Source organism: Streptomyces sp. NPDC043952 (assembly GCF_056435325.1).
This window is the reverse complement of sequence record NZ_JBWKES010000013.1, coordinates 129040-151144: the sequence shown is the minus strand read 5'-3', so window position 1 is coordinate 151144 and position 22105 is coordinate 129040. Positions and strand designations below refer to the sequence as shown.

9 protein-coding genes are annotated in these 22105 nt (G+C 73.0%); 2 read left to right on the top strand and 7 right to left on the bottom strand.

Going from position 1 to position 22105, the window contains the following annotated elements; all coding sequences use genetic code 11:
• The first annotated feature begins 6 nt into the window (after positions 1 to 6).
• Positions 7 to 615, top strand: a complete 609-nt coding sequence (locus tag AC069R_RS17630; protein WP_478767683.1) for a PadR family transcriptional regulator — start codon at positions 7 to 9, stop codon at positions 613 to 615.
• Positions 616 to 622: 7 nt separating this feature from the next.
• On the opposite strand, the gene AC069R_RS17625 is transcribed toward AC069R_RS17630, so the two are convergent.
• Positions 623 to 1189, bottom strand: a complete 567-nt coding sequence (locus AC069R_RS17625; protein WP_478767682.1) for a hypothetical protein — start codon at positions 1187 to 1189, stop codon at positions 623 to 625.
• Between the two features lie 207 nt (positions 1190 to 1396).
• The gene (locus AC069R_RS17620; protein ID WP_478767681.1) at positions 1397 to 2374 is read right to left on the bottom strand and encodes a fibronectin type III domain-containing protein; all 978 of its coding nucleotides are present in this window, start codon (positions 2372 to 2374) and stop codon (positions 1397 to 1399) included.
• Positions 2375 to 2835: 461 nt separating this feature from the next.
• Here AC069R_RS17620 and AC069R_RS17615 point away from each other — a divergent pair, with 461 nt between their 5' ends.
• Positions 2836 to 3708, top strand: coding sequence for a glycoside hydrolase family 75 protein (locus tag AC069R_RS17615; RefSeq protein WP_478767726.1), 873 nt, complete (start codon positions 2836 to 2838; stop codon positions 3706 to 3708).
• Positions 3709 to 3736: 28 nt separating this feature from the next.
• On the opposite strand, the gene AC069R_RS17610 is transcribed toward AC069R_RS17615, so the two are convergent.
• The 5 genes from AC069R_RS17610 to AC069R_RS17590 form a co-directional block, all read right to left on the bottom strand.
• Positions 3737 to 4144 carry a PTS sugar transporter subunit IIA domain-containing protein gene (locus tag AC069R_RS17610; protein WP_478767680.1) on the bottom strand — a complete coding sequence of 136 codons (408 nt, stop codon included), beginning with the start codon at positions 4142 to 4144 and terminating at the stop codon, positions 3737 to 3739.
• Position 4145: 1 nt separating this feature from the next.
• Positions 4146 to 4745 (bottom strand): dihydroxyacetone kinase subunit DhaL, encoded by a 600-nt coding sequence (gene dhaL, locus AC069R_RS17605; RefSeq protein WP_478767679.1) that lies wholly within the window; start codon positions 4743 to 4745, stop codon positions 4146 to 4148.
• A gap of 46 nt (positions 4746 to 4791) precedes the next feature.
• Entirely contained in the window at positions 4792 to 5784 is a 993-nt protein-coding gene (dhaK, locus tag AC069R_RS17600) for a dihydroxyacetone kinase subunit DhaK (protein ID WP_478767678.1), read from the bottom strand.
• 205 nt (positions 5785 to 5989) lie between these two features.
• Positions 5990 to 21709 (bottom strand): WXG100-like domain-containing protein, encoded by a 15720-nt coding sequence (locus tag AC069R_RS17595; RefSeq protein ID WP_478767677.1) that lies wholly within the window; start codon positions 21707 to 21709, stop codon positions 5990 to 5992.
• Positions 21706 to 22071 (bottom strand): WXG100 family type VII secretion target, encoded by a 366-nt coding sequence (locus AC069R_RS17590; protein ID WP_478767676.1) that lies wholly within the window; start codon positions 22069 to 22071, stop codon positions 21706 to 21708. The genes AC069R_RS17595 and AC069R_RS17590 overlap by 4 nt, the downstream gene beginning before the upstream one ends.
• Between the last annotated feature and the right edge of the window lie 34 nt (positions 22072 to 22105).

The following is a 22105-nucleotide window of genomic DNA, read 5'->3' as shown; positions in this document are numbered from 1 at the left end:
GGGCCCATGTCACTCCCGCACGCGATCCTCACCGCCCTGCTGGAAAAGCCGTCGTCGGGGCTGGAGCTGACGCGCCGGTTCGACAAGTCGATCGGCTACTTCTGGTCCGCGACGCACCAGCAGATCTACCGCGAGCTGGGGAAGCTGGAGGGCGAGGGGCTCATCCGGGCGCTGCCGGCCGCGCAGCCCTCCCGCGGGCAGAAGAAGAGTTACGAGGTCCTGCCCGCGGGCCGCGCCGAGCTGGCCCGCTGGGCCGCCGCCGGCCAGGACCCCAAGCCGCCGCGGGACCCGCTGCTGCTGCGGCTGCGCGCCGCCGCGGTGGTCGGCACGGCCGGCATCGAGGCGGATCTGCGCCGCCATCTGGCGTCGCATGAGCGGCAGTTGGCCGAGTACGAGGAGATCGAGCGGCGCGACTTCCCGCCGGACCGGGACGCCCCCGAGGACCGGCTGCGGCACCTGGTGCTGCGGGCGGGCATCGACCTGGAGACCTTCTGGACCCGGTGGCTCGCCCACGCCCTCGCGGAGCTGGCGCGACTGCCGGAATCCGGGTTGCCGGAAGCCGAGCCGCCCGCGGCCGGGCCGGGCGGGTCCGCCCCCCGTTCCGCAGAAGGCTGAGCCGCCCTCAGCGCCGGTACGGCTTCGTACGGCGGCGCAGATACCAGCCGGCCGTGACGACTCCCGCGCTCACCAGCGCCGCGCCGGCCCCGAGCGTCAGCGGGCCGTAGTCGCGGGCGGCGCCGCCGAGTCCGCCGTTCACCCCCCGGTTCGGCGCCGGCCGGGTCGTCGTCGTGGTCGTCCCCGGCCTGGAGGTCGCCGCGAGCGTCGGCGCGGACCCGGCGGACACGATCACCGACTGGCTGCCCGCCGTGCTGCCGCTGGAGCAGACCACCACCACGGTGTACGTCCCCGGACTCACCTTGGACCAGGCCGCGGACTGGCTGATCGTGGTGCCCGACAGCGCCACCTGCCGGCCCTGCGCGAAGTTCGCCTGGCTGCTGGTGAGCAGGGCCGCGGTGCCCCAGCTGCCGTTGATCTGGGTGCACGCGCTGGTGACCACGGAGACGCTGGATCCCGTGGTGCTGACGGAGATGCCGGAGACCGCGGCCGAGGGCGCCGCGAGCGCGGCCGGGAGCACGGCGGCGGCCGCCAGGGTCGGAGCGAAGCGGAGCACGGATATGGAGTTGCGCATCGGGGCCTCCGGCGGCACGGCCGGCGGTACGTCCCATGCGCCGCCCTGGGTCGGGGAACATCCGTGCTGCCTGGTCAGCAGCCAACGCGGCCCCGGCGGCCCGCGCACCCGGACGGCACCCGGCCGGGTGACGGAAACCCACACCCGGAGCAGGGCGGGCCCCCGCCGGGATGCGCCGGGCGGCGACCTGTGGCCGGGGCGCGCGGCTCAGCGGCCCGTGGTCACCGTGCGCTGTGCCGACCAGCCGCCCCAGGTGCCGTCCGGCAGCCGGGCCCGCAGCCGCACCCGGTGCTCCTCCCCGGTGGTGCGGCCCAGGTAGAAGCTGTAGCGCGCCCGGCCGCGCGGCGGGGTGCCGCCCCACTCCAGCGAGGTGGTCGTGGTGCCGTCCAGCAGGATCGAGTACTCGGTGATCACCCCGCCGGCGTCCGGTGGGTCCCAGGCCAGGTCCAGGTAGTAGGCGCCGGCCGTGCGATGGGTGGCGGCGGTGAAACCGGTCGGCGCGGTGGCCCGGCCGTCGTCGGTGCCCGGCGTGGTCAGCCGCACCGGCGCGCTGGCGGGGGAGAGGTTGTCGGCCGCGTCCCGCGCCCGCACCGTGAACACGTACCGGGTGCCGGGCCGCAGCCCGGTGACCACCGTCGAGGTCTGTGCCCCGCCGACGCTGTGGATCCGCACCCCGCCCTGCGCGATGTCGTACGACACCACGCCCCGGTCGTCCCGTGAGGCGCCCCAGGCGAGCTGGACCTCGCGGCTGCCGACGGTGTGCCCGGTGGGCGTGCCGGGGCGGGTCGGCGCCGTATGGTCGGCCGCGATCCGGGCGGGGGTGCGGGCCCGTACCGTCCGGCTCGGCGGTCCGAGGCGCCCCGCCTTGTCGCGGGCGCGCACGGTGAAGGCGTAACCGGTGGACGGGCTGAGCCCGATGACGTCCACCATGCGCTCGGTGCCCGGCACGTCGGCCGCCCTGGTGCCGCCCCGGTAGACCTCGTAGGAGCGGATGCCGGGGCTGTCGTCGGGCACCGCGTTCCACATGACGTGCACGGTGGTGGCGCTGCCCGCCTGGGCGGTGACCCCGGTCGGGGCGCCCGGCATCCGGCCCTCGTCGCCGCTGTCGGCCCGGCTCGGGGCGCAGGACGCGAGGAGCAGCAGGGCTCCGGCGACCAGCACGAGAGGAAGGGGAACGCGTCGCACGGTTCTGCCTCCACAGCTGTTCGGCATTCGATGATCGGTTCGGCACCGACGGCCCCGGCAATGGTTCGGACCAATATGGCCCGGCCGGTGCGCCCAGGACAAGGGGCCGTTGCGCCGCGCACGCGGAAGGTACGTATGCTGAATCCCCCTACGGCTGAACTCCGTGTGAGGACAGGGGAGTTCATGCCGGTGGCGCGGAGACGCTGTCGTCGCCGAACCCGCGCCCGCGCGGGTGGCCGGAGGGCCCGGACCGGGGTCGGTCGGGCCCCCGGCCCCTGTTGTCAGGTGAACACACTCCCGTTTATGCGCTTTGTGCACCAAATGCCGAAATTATTCCCTCACGGGTTGTCAGAAGCGTGCTCCATCCGGCCGCTTCGGGGTGGCCCCGGCGGGCGGGCATCCGGGCCGCGGATCACAGTGGCCTCGACATGTCCCCGAGGAGAGGGTTCCTCATCGTGCGTGTGCGTGTCCCGACGTTGACACTGGCCGCGGCCGGCGTCGCCCTGATCGCCCCCGCCACGCTGCCCGGCGCCGCCGCGGCCCTTCCGCCCGAGGCCCGGAGCACGGCCCATGGCGAGGACGCCACCGCCGCTCCGGGTGCCGGACAGCGCCCCGGACCGGCGCCGATCGCCAGCAGAGACGTTCCTGCCGCCGTGCGACCCGAGCGGGGCGCCACCGCCCCCAGCCGGGGCCGGGCCACCGTCACCCCGCCCCGCACGCGGGGCCGGACCGCCCAGGACCGCGCCGAGGGCGCCGTGACCGCCGCCGATCTGCTGGCCAAGGTCGGCACCTGCGCCGAGATCTCCCACGGCCGCTACCGCACCGACGCGGACAGCCCCGCGACCGTGCCCGTCTGCGGCGCCTCGGGCGCGGTCTTCTGGAAGGCCGACCTCGACATCGACTGCGACGGCCAGACGACGGCCCACTGCAACGGCCAGGCCGACCCGCTGTACTCGCCCGGCACCGCCTACGTGCAGTCCGACGGACGGCCGCTGAACGCGGAGACCCTGCCCTACATCGTCGTACCGGCCGCGAGCAGCCGCTGGAGCCCCGCCGGGAGCGGGGTGCGGGGCGGTTCCGTCGCCGCCGTCGTCTACCGGGACCGGGTGCAGTACGCGGTCGTCGGCGACACCGGCCCCAGCGACCTCATCGGCGAGGCCTCCTACGCCACCGCGCGGGGCCTCGGCATCCCCGCCGGACCCAGCGACGGCGGGGTGCCCTCCGGGGTCACCTACATCGTCTTCAAGGACTCCAAGGTGGACCCCATCGAGGACCACCAGGCGGCGGTGACCACGGGGGAGCGGCTGGCCCGGCAGTTCGTGACCGACAACTGACCAGCCGCACCGGCCCGCTGACGAGCCGTCACACCTTGCGGTAGTCGTACGCCTCCGTCGCCGCCGCCACCACCGCGGCCAGGTCGGCGCCCGTGGCCGCCGTCACCACCGCGGCCACCGCCCCCTCCAGGAACGGGGCGTCCACCAGCCGGGTGTCCTCGGGCAGTTCGTCCTCGGCGAGCAGCGCCTTCACCGTCAGTACGGCGCTGCCGAGGTCGGTGAGGACCGCGACCCCGGCGCCCCGGTCCACCGAGGCGGCCGCGGCGGAGATCAGCTCGGCACTGGTGCCGAGCCCGCCGCCCTCCGTACCGCCCGCCGGGGCCACCGGCACCGAGGCGGCGCCGCCCGCGAGCCCCTTGGCCAGCGCGGCGACCGAGGCGGCCACCTCCGCGCTGTGCGACACCAGCACGATCCCGACCAGCTTCTCCTCGCTCACGTCAGCCCTCCGCCGTCTCGGCCAGCGCGGCCATCAGCAGCGCCGACGACGTCGCCCCCGGATCCTGGTGCCCGATGCTGCGCTCGCCCAGGTAACTCGCCCGGCCCTTGCGGGCCAGCAGCGGCACGGTCTCCTCCGCGCCCCGCTCGGCGGCGGTCCGGGCGGCGGCGAAACCCTCGCCGAGCGCGTCCATGGCCGGCAGCAGGGCATCGACCATGGTCTTGTCGCCCGCCGCCGCCCCGCCGAGCTTCATCACCCCCTGCACCCCCGCCCGCAGCGCCTCGGCCAACTGCTCCTCGGTGACCTCCGGGGCCTCCCCGAGCGCCTTGCCGGTCCGGCGCAGCAAGGTGCCGTACAGCGGCCCCGAGGCGCCGCCGACCGTCGAGATCAACACGCGCCCGGCGAGCATCAGCACGGCGCCCGGCGTGCCCGGCGTCTCCTTGTCCAGCTCCGCCTGCACGGCCGTGAACCCGCGCCGCATGTTGCTGCCGTGATCGGCGTCCCCGATGGCCGCGTCGAGGGCGGTGAGCCGTTCCGCCTCGCGGTCGACGGACGCGGCGGTCGCCGTCATCCAACGGCGGAAGAAGTCGGCGTCGAGCACTGGACCTCCCAAGCGTAGTAAGGGCGTTGAGACCTGTACCGCCGTATCACATCCCCCAGCGCAATGCCGGGGTGCGCACCGGCGCGTCCCACAACCCGAGCAGCTCCTCGTCGGCCTGGCACAGCGTCACCGAGGCGCCCGCCATGTCCAGGGAGGTGACGTAGTTGCCGACCAGGGTGCGCACCACCGCGACCCCGCGCTCGGCCAGCACCCGCTGCACCTCCGCGTTGAAGCCGTACAGCTCCAGCAGCGGGGTGGCACCCATGCCGTTGACCAGCACGAGCACCGGGTTATGCGGGGGCATGTCGTCCAGGATCGCGTGCACCGCGAAGTCGGCGATCTCCCCGGAGGTCATCATCGGCCGCCGCTCCCGCCCCGGCTCGCCATGGATGCCGATGCCCAACTCCAGCTCGCCGTCCGGGAGATCGAAGGTGGGGCTGCCCTTCGCCGGGGTGGTGACGGCGCTCAGCGCCACACCGAAGCTGCGGGAGTTCTCGTTCACCCGCCGGGCGATCGCCTCCACCTGCTCCAGCGGCCGGCCCTCGGCCGCGGCGGCGCCCGCGATCTTCTCCACGAACAGCGTCGCCCCGGTGCCGCGCCGGCCGGCCGTGAAGAGGCTGTCGGTGACCGCCACGTCGTCGTTCACCAGCACCTTGGCGACCTGTATGCCCTCGTCCTCGGCCAGCTCCGCCGCCATGTCGAAGTTGAGCACGTCGCCGGTGTAGTTCTTCACGACGAACAGCACCCCGGCGCCGCTGTCCACGGCGGCCGCCGCGCGCACCATCTGGTCCGGCACCGGCGAGGTGAACACCTCACCCGGACAGGCGGCGGACAGCATGCCGGGACCGACGAACCCGCCGTGCAGCGGCTCGTGCCCCGACCCGCCGCCGGAGACCAGGGCGACCTGACCCTGCACCGGGGCGTCCCGACGGATGATCACCCGGTGCTCCACGTCCACCGTCAGATCCGGATACGCGGCGGCCATCCCGCGCAGCGCGTCCGCCACGACGGTCTCCGGCACGTTGATCAACATCTTCATGCCCGTCTCCCAGAAAGCTCGGCAGCTGGTCCCGGACCGGCGTTCGCCCTGCTCAGGCCGGGTGGGACCGGTTAGGTGGTCGGAGCCTTGCACCTCAGTATCGGCCTTGTGGCCGGGAAGGTCATGTGCGCTGCCGCATTCTGCCCGGCCGCGCACCGCCCGAACCCGCCCCGGTGGGGCGCGTCGTGGCGCCGGCCGGGCGCGCTCACCGTGCGTCACCCGCCCCCGGCCGGGGCAGCTCGACCACGATGAACGCCTGCCGGCGCGCGGCCGCCGCGTCCGCTTCCGCGGGTGCCCCGAGGGGCGGTGCGTTGCCCTCGGAACGGGTGGTGACCTCGATGTCCGCCAGGCGCGTGACGGCCTCCCCACCGGCCTGGAGCCGCGCCAGGTGGACGGCGAGCGCCGAGCGGAACACCTCCGCCACCCCGTCCGCGCGCGCCTGCCCCCGCCGCAGCGCCTCACCGAAGTGCGGGAGGCCGCCGCGCATCCCGTTGGCGTGGCCGACCACCACGACCCGCGGCGGCGGGAAGCCCGCACGCGTGTTCGCCACCGAGGCCCACGCCACCTCGGCGGCCAGCCGGTGCACGGTCTCCCGCTGCGCGCCGGTCAGCTCCGCCGAGCCGTCCGCGAACCCGACCCCGCCGATGGTGAGGCGTTCGCTGCGGTACGACGCCGGGGGCGGGGCGGCGGGCTGGGGAGCCGGGGCGGGTGCGGGCTCCGGTGCCGTCGAACGGTGGTCTTCCGGGGGCTGTGCCGTCGGCCGGGGTGCCTGGTGCGCTCGGGGTGCTCGGGGTGCTCGGGGTGCCGCCTCGGCGGGGGCCGGGGCGGACCGGCGCGGGGTCGTGGTGGTGCCGGTGGGGGTGTCCTCCGGGTGGGGGTCGTGCACCGCGACCGTCGTACGGCGGCCCTGTGCCCGGTCGCCGCCCGGCGTGGCGCGCTCGGTGGTGACCTCGACCGGGAAGTCGGCCGCGGTCAGCCGCCGCTGCGAGCTGCCGTGCTGGTAGTTGATGAGATACCAGTCGAGCCGGTCCCGCAGCTCCCCGTGCACGGCCTCGGCCCGCTGCCGCGCGGCCTCGGGCAGCACCCCGCCGAGCGTGGGGCGGCGGGCGTTGCCGCGCCCGGTCACGGTGATCCGGGGCAGCGGCAGACCGTTGTGGTGGTTCCACAGCCCGGTGCGGGTCGCCAGCTCGGCCACGTAGTTGAGCTTGCGGCCCTCGTCCCGGCTGAGCTGCCGGGAGCCCTCGCGGAACTCGATGTCCACCCGAGGCAGCCGGTGGCCGTGCACGATGACCGAGGTCAGCGGGTTGGCCTCGGCCGACGGATCGGAGGTCAGCAGGTCCGCGCTGACCTCGTGCATGGTCTCGCCGGGCCGCTGGGAGAACATCCGGAAGTGCCACAGGTCGCTGCCCTTGGTCAGCTCGGCCGCCTGCTTCATCCGCGCCTCGGCCACCTTGACCGCCTTGTCGTACGCGGTGTCGGCCGCCGCGCGCTCGGGGCTGCCCTCGGCGGTCGTGTCGCGGGCCTCCCGCGCGTCCACCGCCTTGGCGAGTGCGTCCGCGAGGGCCAGATGCCGCTCCAGCCGCTTGACCCGCGCCTCGTCCGCCGTGTCCGCGCGGGCGCCGTCCAGCTCGTCGGCGATGGCCTCGTGCAGCCGGTGGAAGCCGTCCGGGGTGGCCTGGCGGAGGTTGTGCGCCACGGCCGACTTCACGATGGCGGCGACATGGGCGCGGCGGGCGAAGTTCTCCAGGGTGATCTGGTGCCCGCCGTCCTCGCTGGCCAGCACGACGGCGGCGAAGTGGTAGCCGAAGTGGCTGCTCGCCGGCTCGCTCGGCTTGGCGTAGTTGTGCGCCAGGCTGGGCAGGCCGTCCTCGTCGAGGGCGTTGATCGAATGGACGAGATACGCCTCGCCGACCTTCGCCCAGGCGTGCTCGTTGATGCCGATCTCGCGCGCGGCGGCCGACAGGTTGTCGCGGCGCGGATTGTCCAGCGGGTCGTAACTCAGCGCGCTGCCGTACGACTTGCCCGGCGTGGGGCCGTCGCTCTCGGCGATGAACCGGTCGTCCCGGCGCACCTGCCGCGCCGCCCACGAGGGATCCAGCGTGCCGGGCTTCTGGCCGTCGGCCACCAGGCTGAGGGACTCGGCGAGGTGGTGGATGCCGGTGACCTCGGTGCGGCCCAGCGCGTTGATCGGCGCCTTGGCGAGGCCGGTGCCGTCGGGGCTCCGGAAGATCACGTGCGAGGCGGCGACGTTGCCCGAGACCATCTGGGCGAAGTCCCGGCAGATCTCCTCCTCCGACTTTCCGGACCGGGTGAGGAACCGCGGGGTGACACGCACCAGTTCGCGGTGCCCGCCCTGGCCGTCCCCCACCCGCAGCCTCATCTCTCCGGGCTCCAGCCGCACCAGGCTGCCCGCGAGGGCCAGTTGGTGGTTGGCCGACTCGATCGCCTTCGGGGAGGCGAACACCTGCTGTCCGTAACCGCCCTGACGGTGCGCCAGGGAGAGATCCCCGGAGACGTGGAGCGGCGGATGGTCGCTCACCAGGGTCTGCCGACGCCCCTGCGTCGGCACGATCAGCCGCGGTAGGTGACCGGAGTCGTCCGGGCCGTAGGCGAAGCCGGTCTGCCGCATGCCGGTCGGCTCCTCGAACAGCACCGTGCCGGGCTCGGCGCCGGTCACCTCGTAGTCGCTGGTCGTCAGCGGGCGGGCGCGCAGCCGGTCCAGCAGGTTCGCCGGGGCCGGCGGCGAGGCGTGGCCGCCGGGGTGCGGGAGCAGCTTGGCCGCGTAGTCGGGGCCGCCCGGATCGTGCTCCGGGTCGGGGGAGTCGAAGTCGAACAGGTCCAGCGGTCCGCGCGCACCGCCCAGGTGCAGCGACCAGCCGCCGTCGCCGCCGCTCAGGTCGAGGCGTTCGGTGCCGGTGCGCCAGTCGAGCGTGGGGCGCACCTCGGCGTCGGTCGACCACACCGCCGTCCCGGCCCGGTCCGCCACCAGTTGCGCGAGGCCCTGGTCCTGCGCGTGCGGCACCAGCAGCAGGATGTCCTGGCCGGGGTCGCGCAGCGGGTCGCGGGCGACGAGCTCGGCGAACTCCGCCGGGCCGGACACCCGGACCGTACGGCCGTCCACCAGCAGCGACAGGCCGTCCCGCGGTGTGCCCAGGGCGGTGACCACGTACGGCCGGCGCCACGGCGCCGGGTGCTCGGTCGCCGCCCCGTCCGGCCCGGACACCGTGTAGCTCGACAGGTCCGGCGGCACCGCCCGCGTCCCCGTCCAGTCGCGGCCGGTGGTCTGCCCGGAGGCGTCCACCAGCGCGGTGTGGTGGTCCAGGGCGCCGTGCTCGGTGGCCAGGTAGTGCGCGCCGAGCGCGGCGGCGTCACGGGTCGACTCGGGTCCGGCGTGCGCGGTGAGGGCCAGCAGATACCGGTAGTCGTCCGCGCTCGGCGGGCCCTCCAGATGGAGCACCTGTTCGGCCAGCAGCTCCAGATGCGGCCGGTGCTCCGCGTCCGGCACGGGGTGCGCCAGGTCCAGCGACTGGAGGGTGAGCAGGGCGTCGTGGGCACGGTCGTACGACTGCGGGTCGAGCGTCTCGCCGTACAGCCCGTCCAGCCACGCGTACTCCAGCCGGCGCTCCTGCGTGTACTCCTGGAGGATGTCCGACCAGTCCGGCTCGTCCTCGTCGCCGTGCTCCACCGGGCCCTCGGACCGCGGCATCCGCGGGTCCTGGGACAGCTGCTCCCCGGCGGAGTCCGCGTCGGGGTCGGTCACCGGGTCCACCCACACATGCCGCCGGGTCACCGGCTCGGCGGCGTCACGGGCCTGCTGCCAGCGCGGGTCCCGCTCCGGGGGGACGGTGTGCGACGGCTCCCCGCCGGTGTGCGCGACGGACTCGGGTACGTCGCCGACGAGCGCCCCGAGCAGCTGGAGGTGGCGGCCGCGCAGCCCGCCCTGGGCGAGGCCGTGCGGCGCCGGCTGGTGGAAGTCGCCCAGCAGACTGCCCGCCACCTGTGCCCGGCCCGGCCCCCCGGTGTCCTCGCGGTACTCGTCGCGCAGCCCGAGCTGATGGCCCAACTCGTGGGCATACGCGACCGGTTCGGCGTCCGGCCACCAGGTGCGCTGATCCATCGGACGCTCCCGGCCCGCGAGATCGACCACCAGATGGGGGTCGGCGTCCACGGGGACGCGCTCCACCGTCACATGCAGCACACTGCCGTTGGGCAGGCGGTGACCGGGGCGGTTGTAGAACTCCTCGGTGCCCCGCACGAGTTGGTGCCAGGCGGTGTCCGGGTCGTGGCCCGAGCCGTCCCGGAAGGCGATCCGCACGGTGAGATCGGTGACGGGGGTGTCGCCGACCCGGAAGGCACGGGCGTCGAAGGCGGAGCGGACCACGAAGCGCAGGGCGCGGTTCAGGGGGCGGCGCGGAATGGTGCTCGCCGGGGCCTCGGGGGCCTTCGGTGCCTTGGGCGCGACCTCGTCGGTGCGCGGTGGCTTGGCCTCCGGCGGTGCGGTGGCGGTCGTCGGGTGCGCCGGGGTGCGGCTCGCGTCGTAGTGGTTGCGGCCGTTGTAGTAGACGTCGACCGTGTGGTTGCCGTTCTGCGGTCCGACCGTGCGCAGATGGGCCGTGCCGTCGCCGGTCGACTGGAAGGTGCGCAGGCGGATGCCGAGGGTGTGGGCGACGAGTGCGGGGAACATCTCGCCCTCGTCGGTGTTCCAGGCGTCGTTGCCCGGCACCCAGTTCCGCACGGCCCGGATCAGCGCCTGGTGTTCGGCCGGGGTGAGCGGCTGGTGCAGCGCGGTGTCCACGACGGCGCCCACCAGGCGGTCGTGGCTGTCCACGTAGTCGAGGCTGAGCGGGCCGGAGCGGCCGGTGACGTACGCGAACTGGGCGCGCGGGGCGAGGGCGTCGTCGCGCAGCCTCCAGCGGCCCTGCGCGTCCGTCGTCTCGGGCACCTCGGCGGCCGCACGGTCGGCCGCGTCCCGCTGGGTGAGCCCGTGGGGCGGGCCCATCAGCTCCTGGGCGCGCGTGTCGACGTAGAGGGTGCGCAGTGCCTGCGGGCTGAGCCAGTCGGGCGAGGTGAGGTGGTCGACGCCGGCGTCGTGCAGGCGCTGCCGCAACTGCTCGAAGGATTCGCTCCGGAGCGTCTGCCGCAGCTGGTTCTCCTGGCCCCGGCGGTACAACTCCGTGACGTCGAACGGCAGATCCTCCGGACGGGAGGACCGCACCCGGTCCAGCACCATCTGGTGCAGGTTGCGGGCGGCCCGGCCCAGCGGGCTGTCGGCGCCGACCCGGCCGTGCTGGGTGCGGAGCTGGTGTACGACGGCTCCGTGCTGGGCGCGCGCGTGCTCGGTCGTGCCCCCGTGCAGGGCGCTCGGCCAGTGCTCGGGCGGGGTGCTCGCGAGGGCGGAGTACAGCAGGCAGCGGCCGTCACCGGGGACGGGGACGCGGGGCTGGGGCGGGGTGTCGGGGGTGTGGTCCTCGGCGGCCTCGTGTGACGCGGCCGGCTTGTGGGTTTCGAGGGGCTTGTGGTTCTCGGCCGGCTCGTGGTTCTCGGTCGGTTGGTGCGTGGCGTCCTGCTGCTCGGCCTTCTCGGGCGTCTTCGCCGGCTTCGTGTCCGTGGTCGTGGACGTCGGCGCGGTGGTACTCGTACTCGTATTCGTGCTGGTGTCTTCGGTCTTCTTCGCCGTCCAGTAGTAGACGTGCCCGTCCGTGTGCGCCGTGTTCCCGTACGTGCCGTTCTCGTCGTACTTCTGTGTGCTCAGCCGCACCGGCTGGCGCATCAGCACCTGGGGGCCCTTGAGCGTGGCCTTGCCCGGCTCGGTGGCGGTCGTGCCGTGGGGGAGGGCCGGGGGTGGGAGGGTGCGGGTCGGGACGCCGGGGGCGCGGGTGACCGGGGAGCCGCTCTCGAAGGTCTGGTCGCGGTCCAGCTTCAGGGCGTTGGTGGGCATCGGCACGACGACGCTCGGGTTCTTGGTGGTCACGGGCACGGCCAGCGGCGTCAGGCTCGCGTTGAGGCCGTTGCTCGCGCTCGTGGCTGACTCGTGCTCGGTGGCCACGGTGATCTCGTCGCTGCCGTCGTCCCGGACGGAGATCTCCTCCGCGTCCCCGGTCGGCTCCAGCCGGACCTGGAGGCCAGTCCTGCCGTCGCTGCCGAGCGGCACCGTGCGGTAGCCGTTCGCGGGGTCCTTGAGCTGGTGGAAGACGGTGGGCAGGGTGCCCGCGCCCAGCGCCCGGCGCAGCGAGACCTGCTGTTCCAGCGGCAGGCGCTGCTCGCCGACCAGGGGATGGTCGGCGTCCAGACGGGGATCGGACACGAAGGAGCCGAGCAGCTTGGTCGCCGCCTCGGGCGTCATCGTCCCGGCCCAGTGCCCGATCGTGGTGGCGGCGGAGCCCAGGCCCCGGGAAATGGCCGCGCCCGTCTTGCCCAGCACCCCGTCGCCCCAGGGCCGGGGCGTGGTCAGCACCGTCCGCGCCTGGTCGTACAGACCGGCGTGGTTGTCGAAGCCCACCAGGTCGTGGGCGGAGTCCAGGGACGCCTGCCAGCGCTCCCGGTCCGCCGTGGAGACGAGGGGCCGCATCTCGACGGTGCCACCGCCGTCGAGCACCTGCGGCTGCGCTTCCAGCGGTGGCTGCTGCGTCTGCTGGTCGTGCTGCGTCTGCGGTTTCTGCCGTTCGGCGGTGGTCTGTTCGGCGGTCTTCGTCAGGGACTTGGGCACGTCGACGTGGACCCGCCAGTCCGGTTCCACGGGGCGCGGTTTGACGAGGTTGACGAAGCGGCCGTACTCGGTGCGCCGGGTCACGGTGACCTCGAAGCGCATACGGTTGCCGAACCGCACCGTGTCGCCGAACTTCGACGTCTTGTGCTCGACCTTGGTGGTGACCCCGGTCTCGGCGCTCTTGCTCCGGCTGCCCTCCGCGCCCCCGGACGGCGCCCAAGCCACGTTGCCGAGACCGGACTTGTTCTCCTCGGCCTTGACGGCGGCGGCGTCCTCGCCGGGCTTGGGCTTGACGACCGGGGCGTAGGAGATACGGAAGTTGCCGTCGGCGCCCAGCGACCAGTTGTGCCCCGCGCTGCCCTTGACGGTCTCGGCGAGGCCGACCTTGCGGGTGGTGTCCCCGGTGGAGTGGTCGCCCTCGTCGGCCCACTCGTCGCGCGGTACGCCCCGCACCAGGACCTCGGTGATCACGCGCTGGGTGCGGGACTCGTGCACGTGGTAGTCGAGGATGCCCCGGCCCACCAGGTCCTCGTAGTTGGCCGACAGGTTCTCCGGCGAGAAGGTGTCGGCGAACGGCAGCGCGCTCTCGGGTACGTCGGACACCTGGTCGAGGCCGCGGATCTGCCGGTCGATCTCGCCGAGGATCTCGTCGGAGCGCGGGATCTCGGCGGTGGCCCCGCCCAGCAACCCCTGCGAGAGCAGCGGGGCTTGGCGGGTGCCGGTGGTGTCCGGTGCCTTCGCGGGGTCGTCGCCGAGGTGCCGTACGTCGTCGTCGGAGAGCAGGACCAGCACCCGGTGCCTGCTGGGCTGCGGGTCCCCGAGGGTGGTGTTCCCCTTGGCGTCGGTGACCCGGCCCTGGACGGTGACGTCGGCGTCGGCCTCGTACAGGTGCCAGGTCCCCTTGTACGCGGCCTTGCGCGAAGTCGTCATCTTCTGCTTGACGTTCTCGCCGCTGTTCACGCCGGCGCCGCCCTTGCCCTTGAAGCCGCCGCGCACCTGGAGGGCGGCGTCGGGGCTGTCCTTGGACGGGAAACGGGCGGCGTCGAAGCCGAGACCGGCCTTGAACCCGCGGGTGTTCTTGTCCGCGACCGCCGTGGACACGCTGGACTTGGTCTCGATCTCCAGCTTGCCCTCGCCGGGCAGCGTCTCGCGGAAGCGGAACGCGCTCAGCCTCGTCCGCGTCGAGAGCCCGACGGTGTCGCGGTTGCGGCCCGAACCGACCTGCTCGTCACCGCTGTTGGCCCAGCCGCCGTGCGAGGCGGAGACCAGGGACCGCAGATGGTCCTCGTCGGTGAGCCCGTCCAGGGCGTCCTTCAGCTCGGGCACACGGGTGTCCGTCGAGCCCCCGGCCTTCTTCTGGAAGGCGCTGGTCAGGGACTGCCGCGCGGTGTTCCGGAAGTCATCGGAGGCGGTGACATGGCGGATCGCGTGGCGCTGCGGCAGCACCTCCGCCTTCGGAATGGTGGTCGGCGGCGGGTTCTCGGTGGCCGGCTCCCGCGTGCGCGCGACCTCGACGGTGAGCCGGCCGTCGGGCCGTACCTGCTTGATGTGCTGCATGTGCGGGGACGGCGCGACCGTGGACAGGTGCGTGGTCGGCTGCTCGGGGTCTTCCACGCCGAGCATGACGTGGTACGTCACCGGGTGGGCGTAGGTGTCGGTGTCGGCCTCCAGGGAGAACTGCCGTTTCACCTCGGTCTCGGCGCCCATGGTGATCCCGTGCGAGGGGTTGTGGGCGGTGATGTCGAGGCTGCCGATGGTGAAACCGCGGGTCACGTCCGGATGGTCGAGTGAACTGCGCACGTTCCCGGCGAGGTTGACGACGTGCTTGGTGCTGCGGGTGACGGACTTGTCGGCCCCGGTGGTCCGGGTCTGCACGGCCTTCGTGGTCGACTTCCCGGAGCCCTGGTGGTCGCCCTTGCCGGGCTCGGCCTTGATGAGGATCTCGTGCGTGGTGCCCGAACGCCCCGGCAGGTGAGGGCTCTTGAGGGTGATCCGGTAGGTGCCGTCCAGCAGCTTCGACCCGGCGCCGCGCAGCCGGGAGGGCGCGAGCTGCTGTCGCAGCGCGCGCAGGTTCTCCCACGCCTCGGGCGTGACGCGCGGATGCGTCCCGGTGCCCGTGCCGGGGCGGATCGCCGCCGGGGGCGGCAGCACACCCGGATGGTTTTGGTGCATCTCCCGCACGATGTGGTCCTCCAGCTCCGTCGAGCCGGGGACGTCGAGGATCGTGGTGCGCGGGGCGGCGACCGGGTCGGTGAGCCGGGCGGGCTCCAGCTGCGGACGGCCGCCGGTCGTGACCTGCGGCAGCTCGTGCGGGACGGCGCGCAGCACCTCGCCGTGCTGCGGATCGATGGTGAGGACCACATCGCCGGGCGCGGGCGCCGGCTGCCGCTCGGACGGCGGCGGGCTGTGGTCGCCGATCTTCGTGGCGGTGGTGGAGTGCAGGCCGTCGGGCCCCGGCCGGAAGTGGTGCCGGATGAGCTGGACCCGCAGCCGTACCCCCGTGGCCACCAGGTCGGCCTTGCCGGCGTGCTCGTGGCTGGACTCGGTGCCGATGGCGTTCTTGCCCTTGACGCCGTGGGCGAGGTTGCTGGAACCGGTGTAACCGGCCGTGCCGGTCAGCCAGGTGGACTCCTTGCCGCCGTCCGTGGCCTTCCACACCTCGCCGGTGGCGCCGCCGCTGAGCCCCAGGGACCAGGAGCTGTTCTCGGTACGGCTCTGACCGTGTTCGCCCGTCGACTTCGCACCCAGCGTCGTCTTGTCGTCCACGGTGTGCAGGGCCTGGGAGTCGTCCGGTTCGACCGTCAGCAGCAGATGGGCCTTGCCGCCGTCGCTCAAGGTCAGCGGCTTGGACAGCAGGCCGGGGCCCGAGGCGTGCTCGAACTCGTTGACGACGTTGGACGGTTGGAAGAAGTCCTCGATGTCCTGGTGCGCGGTGCCGTCGGGGCGCGCCTCGCGCGGCAGCGCCCGGTAGACGGCGTCGCGGGCGGTGTCGAGGCCGGTGATCGACACCGGGTGCCCGGAGGCGGGGCGGTTGGCGCGGTTCCTGGCCTGGTCGGAGTCCCAGCCCTGCCAGGTGCGCGGGCGGTCCTTGTCCAGCTCCAGCGGTCGGGGCACATCGGCACGGACCTGCCCCTTGATCTCGTCGTCCGCGCCGGGGGCGTGCAGCGGGGTGCCCTGGTGGTCGGTGACCTTCACCTGGTAGGTGAAGTCGGAGGTGTAGCTGTCGGTCTTGCCGGTGAAGGCGAACTGGTTCGCCGTCTGGGTGGCGGACTTGACCGTGGTCTCGCGGCCGTGGGTGGCGCCGCCCAGTTTGCCGGATGGCGTGATGAGGGCGGACAGCTGGGGGTTGACGGGCCGTACGACGGTCGGCCCGAACTCAAGCCCCGCCTCGGAGGAGGTCATCTCCGTCTTGCGCGGGTCTCTCTCGTGCGTCGACTCCACGGGCACGTCGAAGCCGTCGCCGTCGTTGTCCTTCGCCGCGTCCTTCGTCGGGTCCAGCTGCCAGGCGGAGGCGGTCGCCTTGACCTCGACCTCGTACGGCTTGCCGTCCACGTGCACGGTGAACCGCCAGCCGCCGTTGACCATCTGCCCGTGCTGCTTGCGGAAGTTGGCGGGGTCGAGGGCCGCGTCCAGACGCTGGGTGACGGAGGTGTCCCCGGCGTGGCCGCCGAGCAGGGTCTCCACGCGGGCGCGTACGGCGTCCGGGCCCGGATCCTCGGTGATCTTCTTCCCGGCGAGCCCCTGGACGTGCCGTCCGTCGAGGACGGGGTCGGGCTGCTTCTCCTGCGGCTTCGGCTTCTCCTGCGGCTTTTGGGTCCAGGTGAGTTCGGCGTTCTCCTGACCCGGGCGGAAACGGAGCAACGGCTCGCCGTCCGGGCCGTGATGGGCGCCGACGATCTTGTCGAAGACGGACTTGCTGAACGGGGAGGGCGGGTCCCAGAACATATGGGCGCCGTGCATGACGGCGATGTCCTTCGCCCGCATCTCCTTGATCAGCGCCTCGTGCTCCTCCGGCGGGATGCGGGTGCCGCCCGGCGTGGAGATGTCGAACAGGTCGTGGTCGCCGGTGATGGGCCGCCTCGTACCGTCCTCGCCGACACCGTGCACCACGCCGTCGACCACGACGAACTTGTTCTTCTTGGCCAACAGCTCCATCTTCGCCGCGAGTTCGCGGTATTCGGTGGAGCGCTGGTTGTAGCGGGAGAGGACCTTGTCCCAGTCCCCGTCGGGAACGGTCGCCTTGTCGGGCGTCCTGGGCTTGAAGTAGCCGACGAGTCCGATGTTCTTCGGGTCGGCGCCGAGGTGGACGTCCGCCTCGCTGATCGTCTTCGCCTTGATGTCCTGCGGTTTGGCCATGGCTCCGGCGTCGAGCCACTTCGGTGCGGTGGGGTTGGTGGGGCGGACGTCGATGACGAGGTTCTTCTCGCGGGCGATCTGCCGGAAGCCCTTGAAGTTCTTCTCCGGAATGCCGTAAGTGTGCCGCGCCGTGTACGAGTTGACCTCACCGCTCTTGAGCGGCTTGGTCCACGTCAGTTCGGCGTGCTTGTTCTCGGGCCGGAACCGCAGCAGCGGCTCGCCGCCGGGGCCCTGGTGCGAGCCGACGATCTTGTCGAAGACGGTCTTGCTGAAGGGGGAGGGCGGGTCCCAGAACATATGGGCGCCGTGCATGACGGCGATGTCCTTGGCCTGCATCTCCTTGACGAGTTCGTCGTGCTGGGGATGCGGGATGCGGGTGCCGCCCGGCGTGGAGATGTCGAACAGGTCGTGGTCGCCGGTGATGGGCCGCTGCTTGCCCTCGCCGTCGATGCCGTAGACCACACCGTCCTTGACGGCGAACTTGTGCTCCGCCTCGTACACCGCCATCTTCGCCGCGAGTTCGCGGTATTCGGTGGAGCGCTGGTTGTAGCGGGAGAGGACCTTGTCCCAGTCCCCGTCGGGAACGGTCGCCTTGTCGGGCGTCCTGGGCTTGAAGTAGCCGACGAGTCCGATGTTCTTCGGGTCGGCGCCGAGGTGGACGTCCGCCTCGTTGATGGTCTTCGCCTTGATGGCCTGGGGCTTGGCCATGGCTCCGGCGTCGAGCCACTTCGGTGCGGTGGGGTTGGTGGGGCGGACGTCGATGACGAGGTTCTTCTCGCGGGCGATCTGCCGGAAGCCCTTGAAGTTCTTCTCCGGCATGCCGTACGTCTCCCGCGCCGTGTGCGCGTCGACCTCGCCCGGCTTGGGCTCGGGCTGCCGGGTCGGGTCGGACACCGGGTCCACCCAGGCGTGCTGCCGGGGCACCGCCGGCGCCGCCGAGCGCGCCCGCTGCCAGGCCGAACCGTCCCCCGTGTCCTCGTGCCGGGGGCGCTGCCCCCCGCCCTGCCGTGCGAGCAGGTCGTCATGGCCCGTCGTCAGCGCGCCCAGGAGCTGGAGATGGCGGTCGCGCAGCCCGCCGTGCGGCAGACCCTCGTGCTCCGGCGCCTGGTGGACGTCGCCCGGCAGACTGCCGGTGATGTGCGGGCGCTGCGGCGCGGTCTCGTCGGCGTACTCGTCCCGCAGCCCCAACTGGTGGGAGATCTCGTGCGCGTACTCGACCGGGCGGGCCCCCGGCGCCCAGCTGCGCTGGTCCATGTCGTGGCCCGCGCCCACCAGGTCGACGGTCAGATGCGGCTCGTCGCCGGGACCGACGCGCTCCAGGGTGACGTGCAGACGGTCGCCGTTGGGCAGCCTGTACCGGGGCTCGTTGAAGTACCGCTCGACGCCCTCCTGCGCCCGGCGCCAGGTGTCCTCCGCGTCGTGCGCGCCCGAGCCGTCGTCCCGCAGCGCCACCCGCACGGTGAGATCGGTGTACGGCGTCTCGCCCACGGTGAACCGCCGCTGGTCGAAGCCGGACCGCACCACATAGCGCGGGGTGCGGTCCAGCCGCATCCGGGGCGGCGGCCCCGCGGGAGCGCTGGCGCCGGCCGCCTGGCGCAGGCCGTCCAGGTCCTCGGTGCCGGGGACGGGGTGCCGGGAGGGGTGGGTCGGGTCCTCGTCCTCGTGCGACAGGTCCTTCTGGGCCTGGAGCTGCTGGTCTTCCCGCTGTTGTCGATGGGGTTGCTGAGGGGGCTGTGGTTGCTGCGGCTCGGTGGCGGGTTTCGTGTGCTGGTCGGTGGCGTCGGAGACGGGGGTGTGGGTCGCGGGGACCTTGAGGGCGTCATCGGACGCGGGTGTGGTGTCCGCTACGGCCTTCGGGTGCTGGTCGGTCCCGGTGGTGATGCGGTCCAGGTGGCCGGGGGACTCGGGGGTGACGGCCGGCCGGGTCAGCTCCTGCCGCAGCGTGCTGGTGCGCTCGTCGTACGTCAGGTGGGAGGACAACTCCGTCCGTATGTCCTCGATCCGGCGGGACGTGTCCTCGGGGGCGCCCTCGCGGAGGCCGAGCAGCTGCTCGGTGTGCCGCTCCCGCAACTGCTTCATCCGGTCGCCGAGTTCGCGTACCCGGTCCTGGCGGTCCAGCTCGCGCCCGCGCAGATGCTGGTCGAGCTTGTCGAGGGCTTCCCTGGCCTCGGGCTCGGTCCGCGCCTCCTGGGCCCGGCGGCGCAACTCGGCGGCGCGGGGATCGTCCTCGCCGTCGTGCAGGGCGTCGAGACGCTCGCGCAATTCACGCTCGGAGGGGCGGTCGTGGGTGTCCGACTTCAGCCGGTCCAGGCGCTGTTGGAGCTGCCGGTCCGCGCGGTACTCGTGCAGGTCGTGCAGCGCCCGGCTTGCGTCCTCCGGGGTGGCGGCCTGGTCGACCCGCTCGCGCAGCTCGCGTTCGTGCTCGTCCGCGCCGTCGTCGAGGGCGTCCAGGCGGCGGCGGAGATCGGCGTCGCTGCCCGGCGTCGGGGGCCGGTCGGGCGCCGGCTCGTCCGACTTCAGGTGGTCCAGGCGCTGTTGGAGCCGCTGTTCCTCGCGATGCTGCTCCAGCTCGTGCAGGGCCTGATTAGCCTCGTCCGGGGTACGGGCGTTGTCGAGGCGTTCGTGGAGCGCCGTGGTCTCGGGGTCCGAGGTGGACCGCAACTGGACGAGCCGGTCGTGCAGTTCGGCGTCCTGGCGCGTCGTGTCCAGCTGGGCGCGCAGCCGGTCGGCGGTGGGCTGGTCGGTGGTCAGGGCGAGGCGCTGCCGCAGGTCCTCCACGTCCTGGTGGAAGGGTCGCGGGGTGTCGTTCCCGGTCAGCGACTCGGCGGGGACGTGGTGCTCGACGTACGACGAGTACTCGTTGAGCCTGCTGTCCAGTAGCTCCGAGTCGCCGGAGCGGTGGGCCTGTTCGACCGCGTCGACCTTGCTCTGCCACTCCTGCCTGGAGCCGGTGAAGTTCGTCAGCCGGTCGAAGCCACCCTGCGCGTGCGCGTGGAAGGCGTCATAGCGCTGCTGGGTGGTACGCGTCTCGACATGGGCCCGGAACGCCGACAAGTGCTCCCCGGCCCGCTGCCAGTCACCGGACGCGACGGCCTTGTCCACGGCACGGGTGTACGCCGTGCGGTCGGCCTCGGACATTCCGGCTCCCCGCGCGGCGCGGTCCAGGTCCGACACGCGCTGCCGGATGCCGGCGTCGGGTGCGACGGGCCGGGCCGTCGGGGGCGCCGGCGCCTGGTGCAGCGGGTTCGGGTCGTGGGTGGGCACCACGACGGAGTCCAGCTGGTGCAGCTGCTCGGTGACGCGCGGATCGGGGGTGGCGGACTCGGCGGTGTCGAGGTGCGGGGTCGTACCGGGCTCGTGCTGGGGGACGTCCGGGAAGGAGGGGGTGTGCTCGGTCGTGGGGGACTGGTGCGGTTCGGTGATGGGGGCGGACTGGTGCGGTTCGGTGGTGGTGGGGGACTGGTTCGGCCCGCCGGTGGTGGGGGACTCGTGCTGGCCGCCGACGGTGGGGGATTCGTGCTGCCCGCCGGTCGTCGGTGCCTGGTTCTGCCCGGTGGGCTGCTGGGCGCGGGGTGCGCGGGGGGCGACCTCGTCCGTGCCGTAGTCCGTCGCGGGGGTGTGGCGGGAGTCCGTCGTGGAGGTGCGGGGCGACGAGGTGGACTCGGTGGCGACGTGGGGCGACGAAGTGGACTCGGTGACGACGTGGGGTGTCGTGGCCGTCTTCTGGGCGCCGCCGGTGACCGGGCCCCCGGAGTCGGTGACCGTGGCGTGCGGGGCGGCGGTCTGCGGGGCGGCGGTGTGCGCCGTGGCGTCGCCGCTCTCGTCGCCGGTACGACCGCCACCCGTGCCGAGCGTCTTGACGGAACCGGTGCCGCCCCCGGTGCCCGCGCCCTTGTCGCCCAGCCCCGAGCCGGACCCCGAACCCAGCCCCTTGGTCTCGAAGTCCTCCGCGCCCGGCAGCTGCGGGCCGTCGCCCTCGCCGTCGAAGGAGAGCTTCGGGAGGTGCAGGTCGGGCTCGGACGGCAGATGGATGTCGGGCGTGTGCACCTCGGTGTGCTCGCCCCCGCCGAACCTCCGCTTGCCCCCGCCGCCGCCCATCGCGCCGATGATGCCCGAGGTCAGCGCGGAGCCCATGTCGTTCTCGCCGCCGAAGATCTGGGACATCACCTCGGTGGTGACGATGCTGGACGCACCGCCGATGACACCCTTGCCGATCAGCGAGGACGCGAACTTCGGCGCGAAGGCCGAGCCCGCACCGGAGAACAGCCCGCCGATGGCACCGCCGATCGCGCCGCCCTCCAGGGCCTGGAGCGTGGCGGCGGTGTCCCACTTGGTGCGGTCGCCCTTGAGGAACTGGATCCCCTGGATCACCGCGTCCATGCCCACCATGAACCCGACACCGGTGGCGATGGAGATCAGCAGCCGCTTCAGCAGCATCTTGACGATCACCCGCACGCCGGTGACCAGGGCCGGGATCGCCTCCGGGGCCCAGAAGGCGAGTTCGGCGATCTCGACCGCCAGCCACACCAGCTGGGCGATGATCATGTACTTGGCGTACTCGACCTGCAACCCCGTGTTCCGGCCCAGCTCGCCCAACTGCCCGGCCGCCTCGGCCATATCGGGGATGTTGGTCTTCAACTGCTGGGTGAAGGCCGTGAACTCGTCGGCGACCTGGCCGCCGACGCTGTGCAGCACACCGCTGGTCGCCGGGTCTATCTCCCGGCAGATGGCGGTCAGTTGGCGCGCGGCGTCGTCCCACGCCGCGCCGAGGCTGCGCAGTTTGTCCTCGTCGCCCTTGGGCCAGTCCTGTCCGACGGCCAGCTTGGCGACCCAGCCCAGTTCCGGGGGCAGTTCGATGCTCATGACTTGCTGTTCTTCACCCGTGTCTCGGCGGGCTGGGCCTCGGTGGTGTGCAACCGCCGGGTCGCCTCGATGTTCTGGTCCTCCATGCGTTCCAAATTGACGGCCATCGTCTTGATGCCGTCGTGCATGCTGTCGACCAGGTCACCCATCTGCCCGGTGCTGTCGATGATCTGCTTGCGGGGCGTGGCGTACTGCTCGTAGAACTGCCGCCCGGTCGCGTCGTCGCCCCAGCACTCGCCCAGCTCGGACAGCCGCCCCTCCAGGCTGGTGCCGATGTCCCGGAACCGCGCCGCCAGTTGCTGCACATACGGCAGCTGGTTGCGCAGCCCGTCGGTGTCGACGTAGAACTCGCTGTCAGCCATGCGTTCCTCCCTGGTTCCCGTGGTCGTGGCGGGG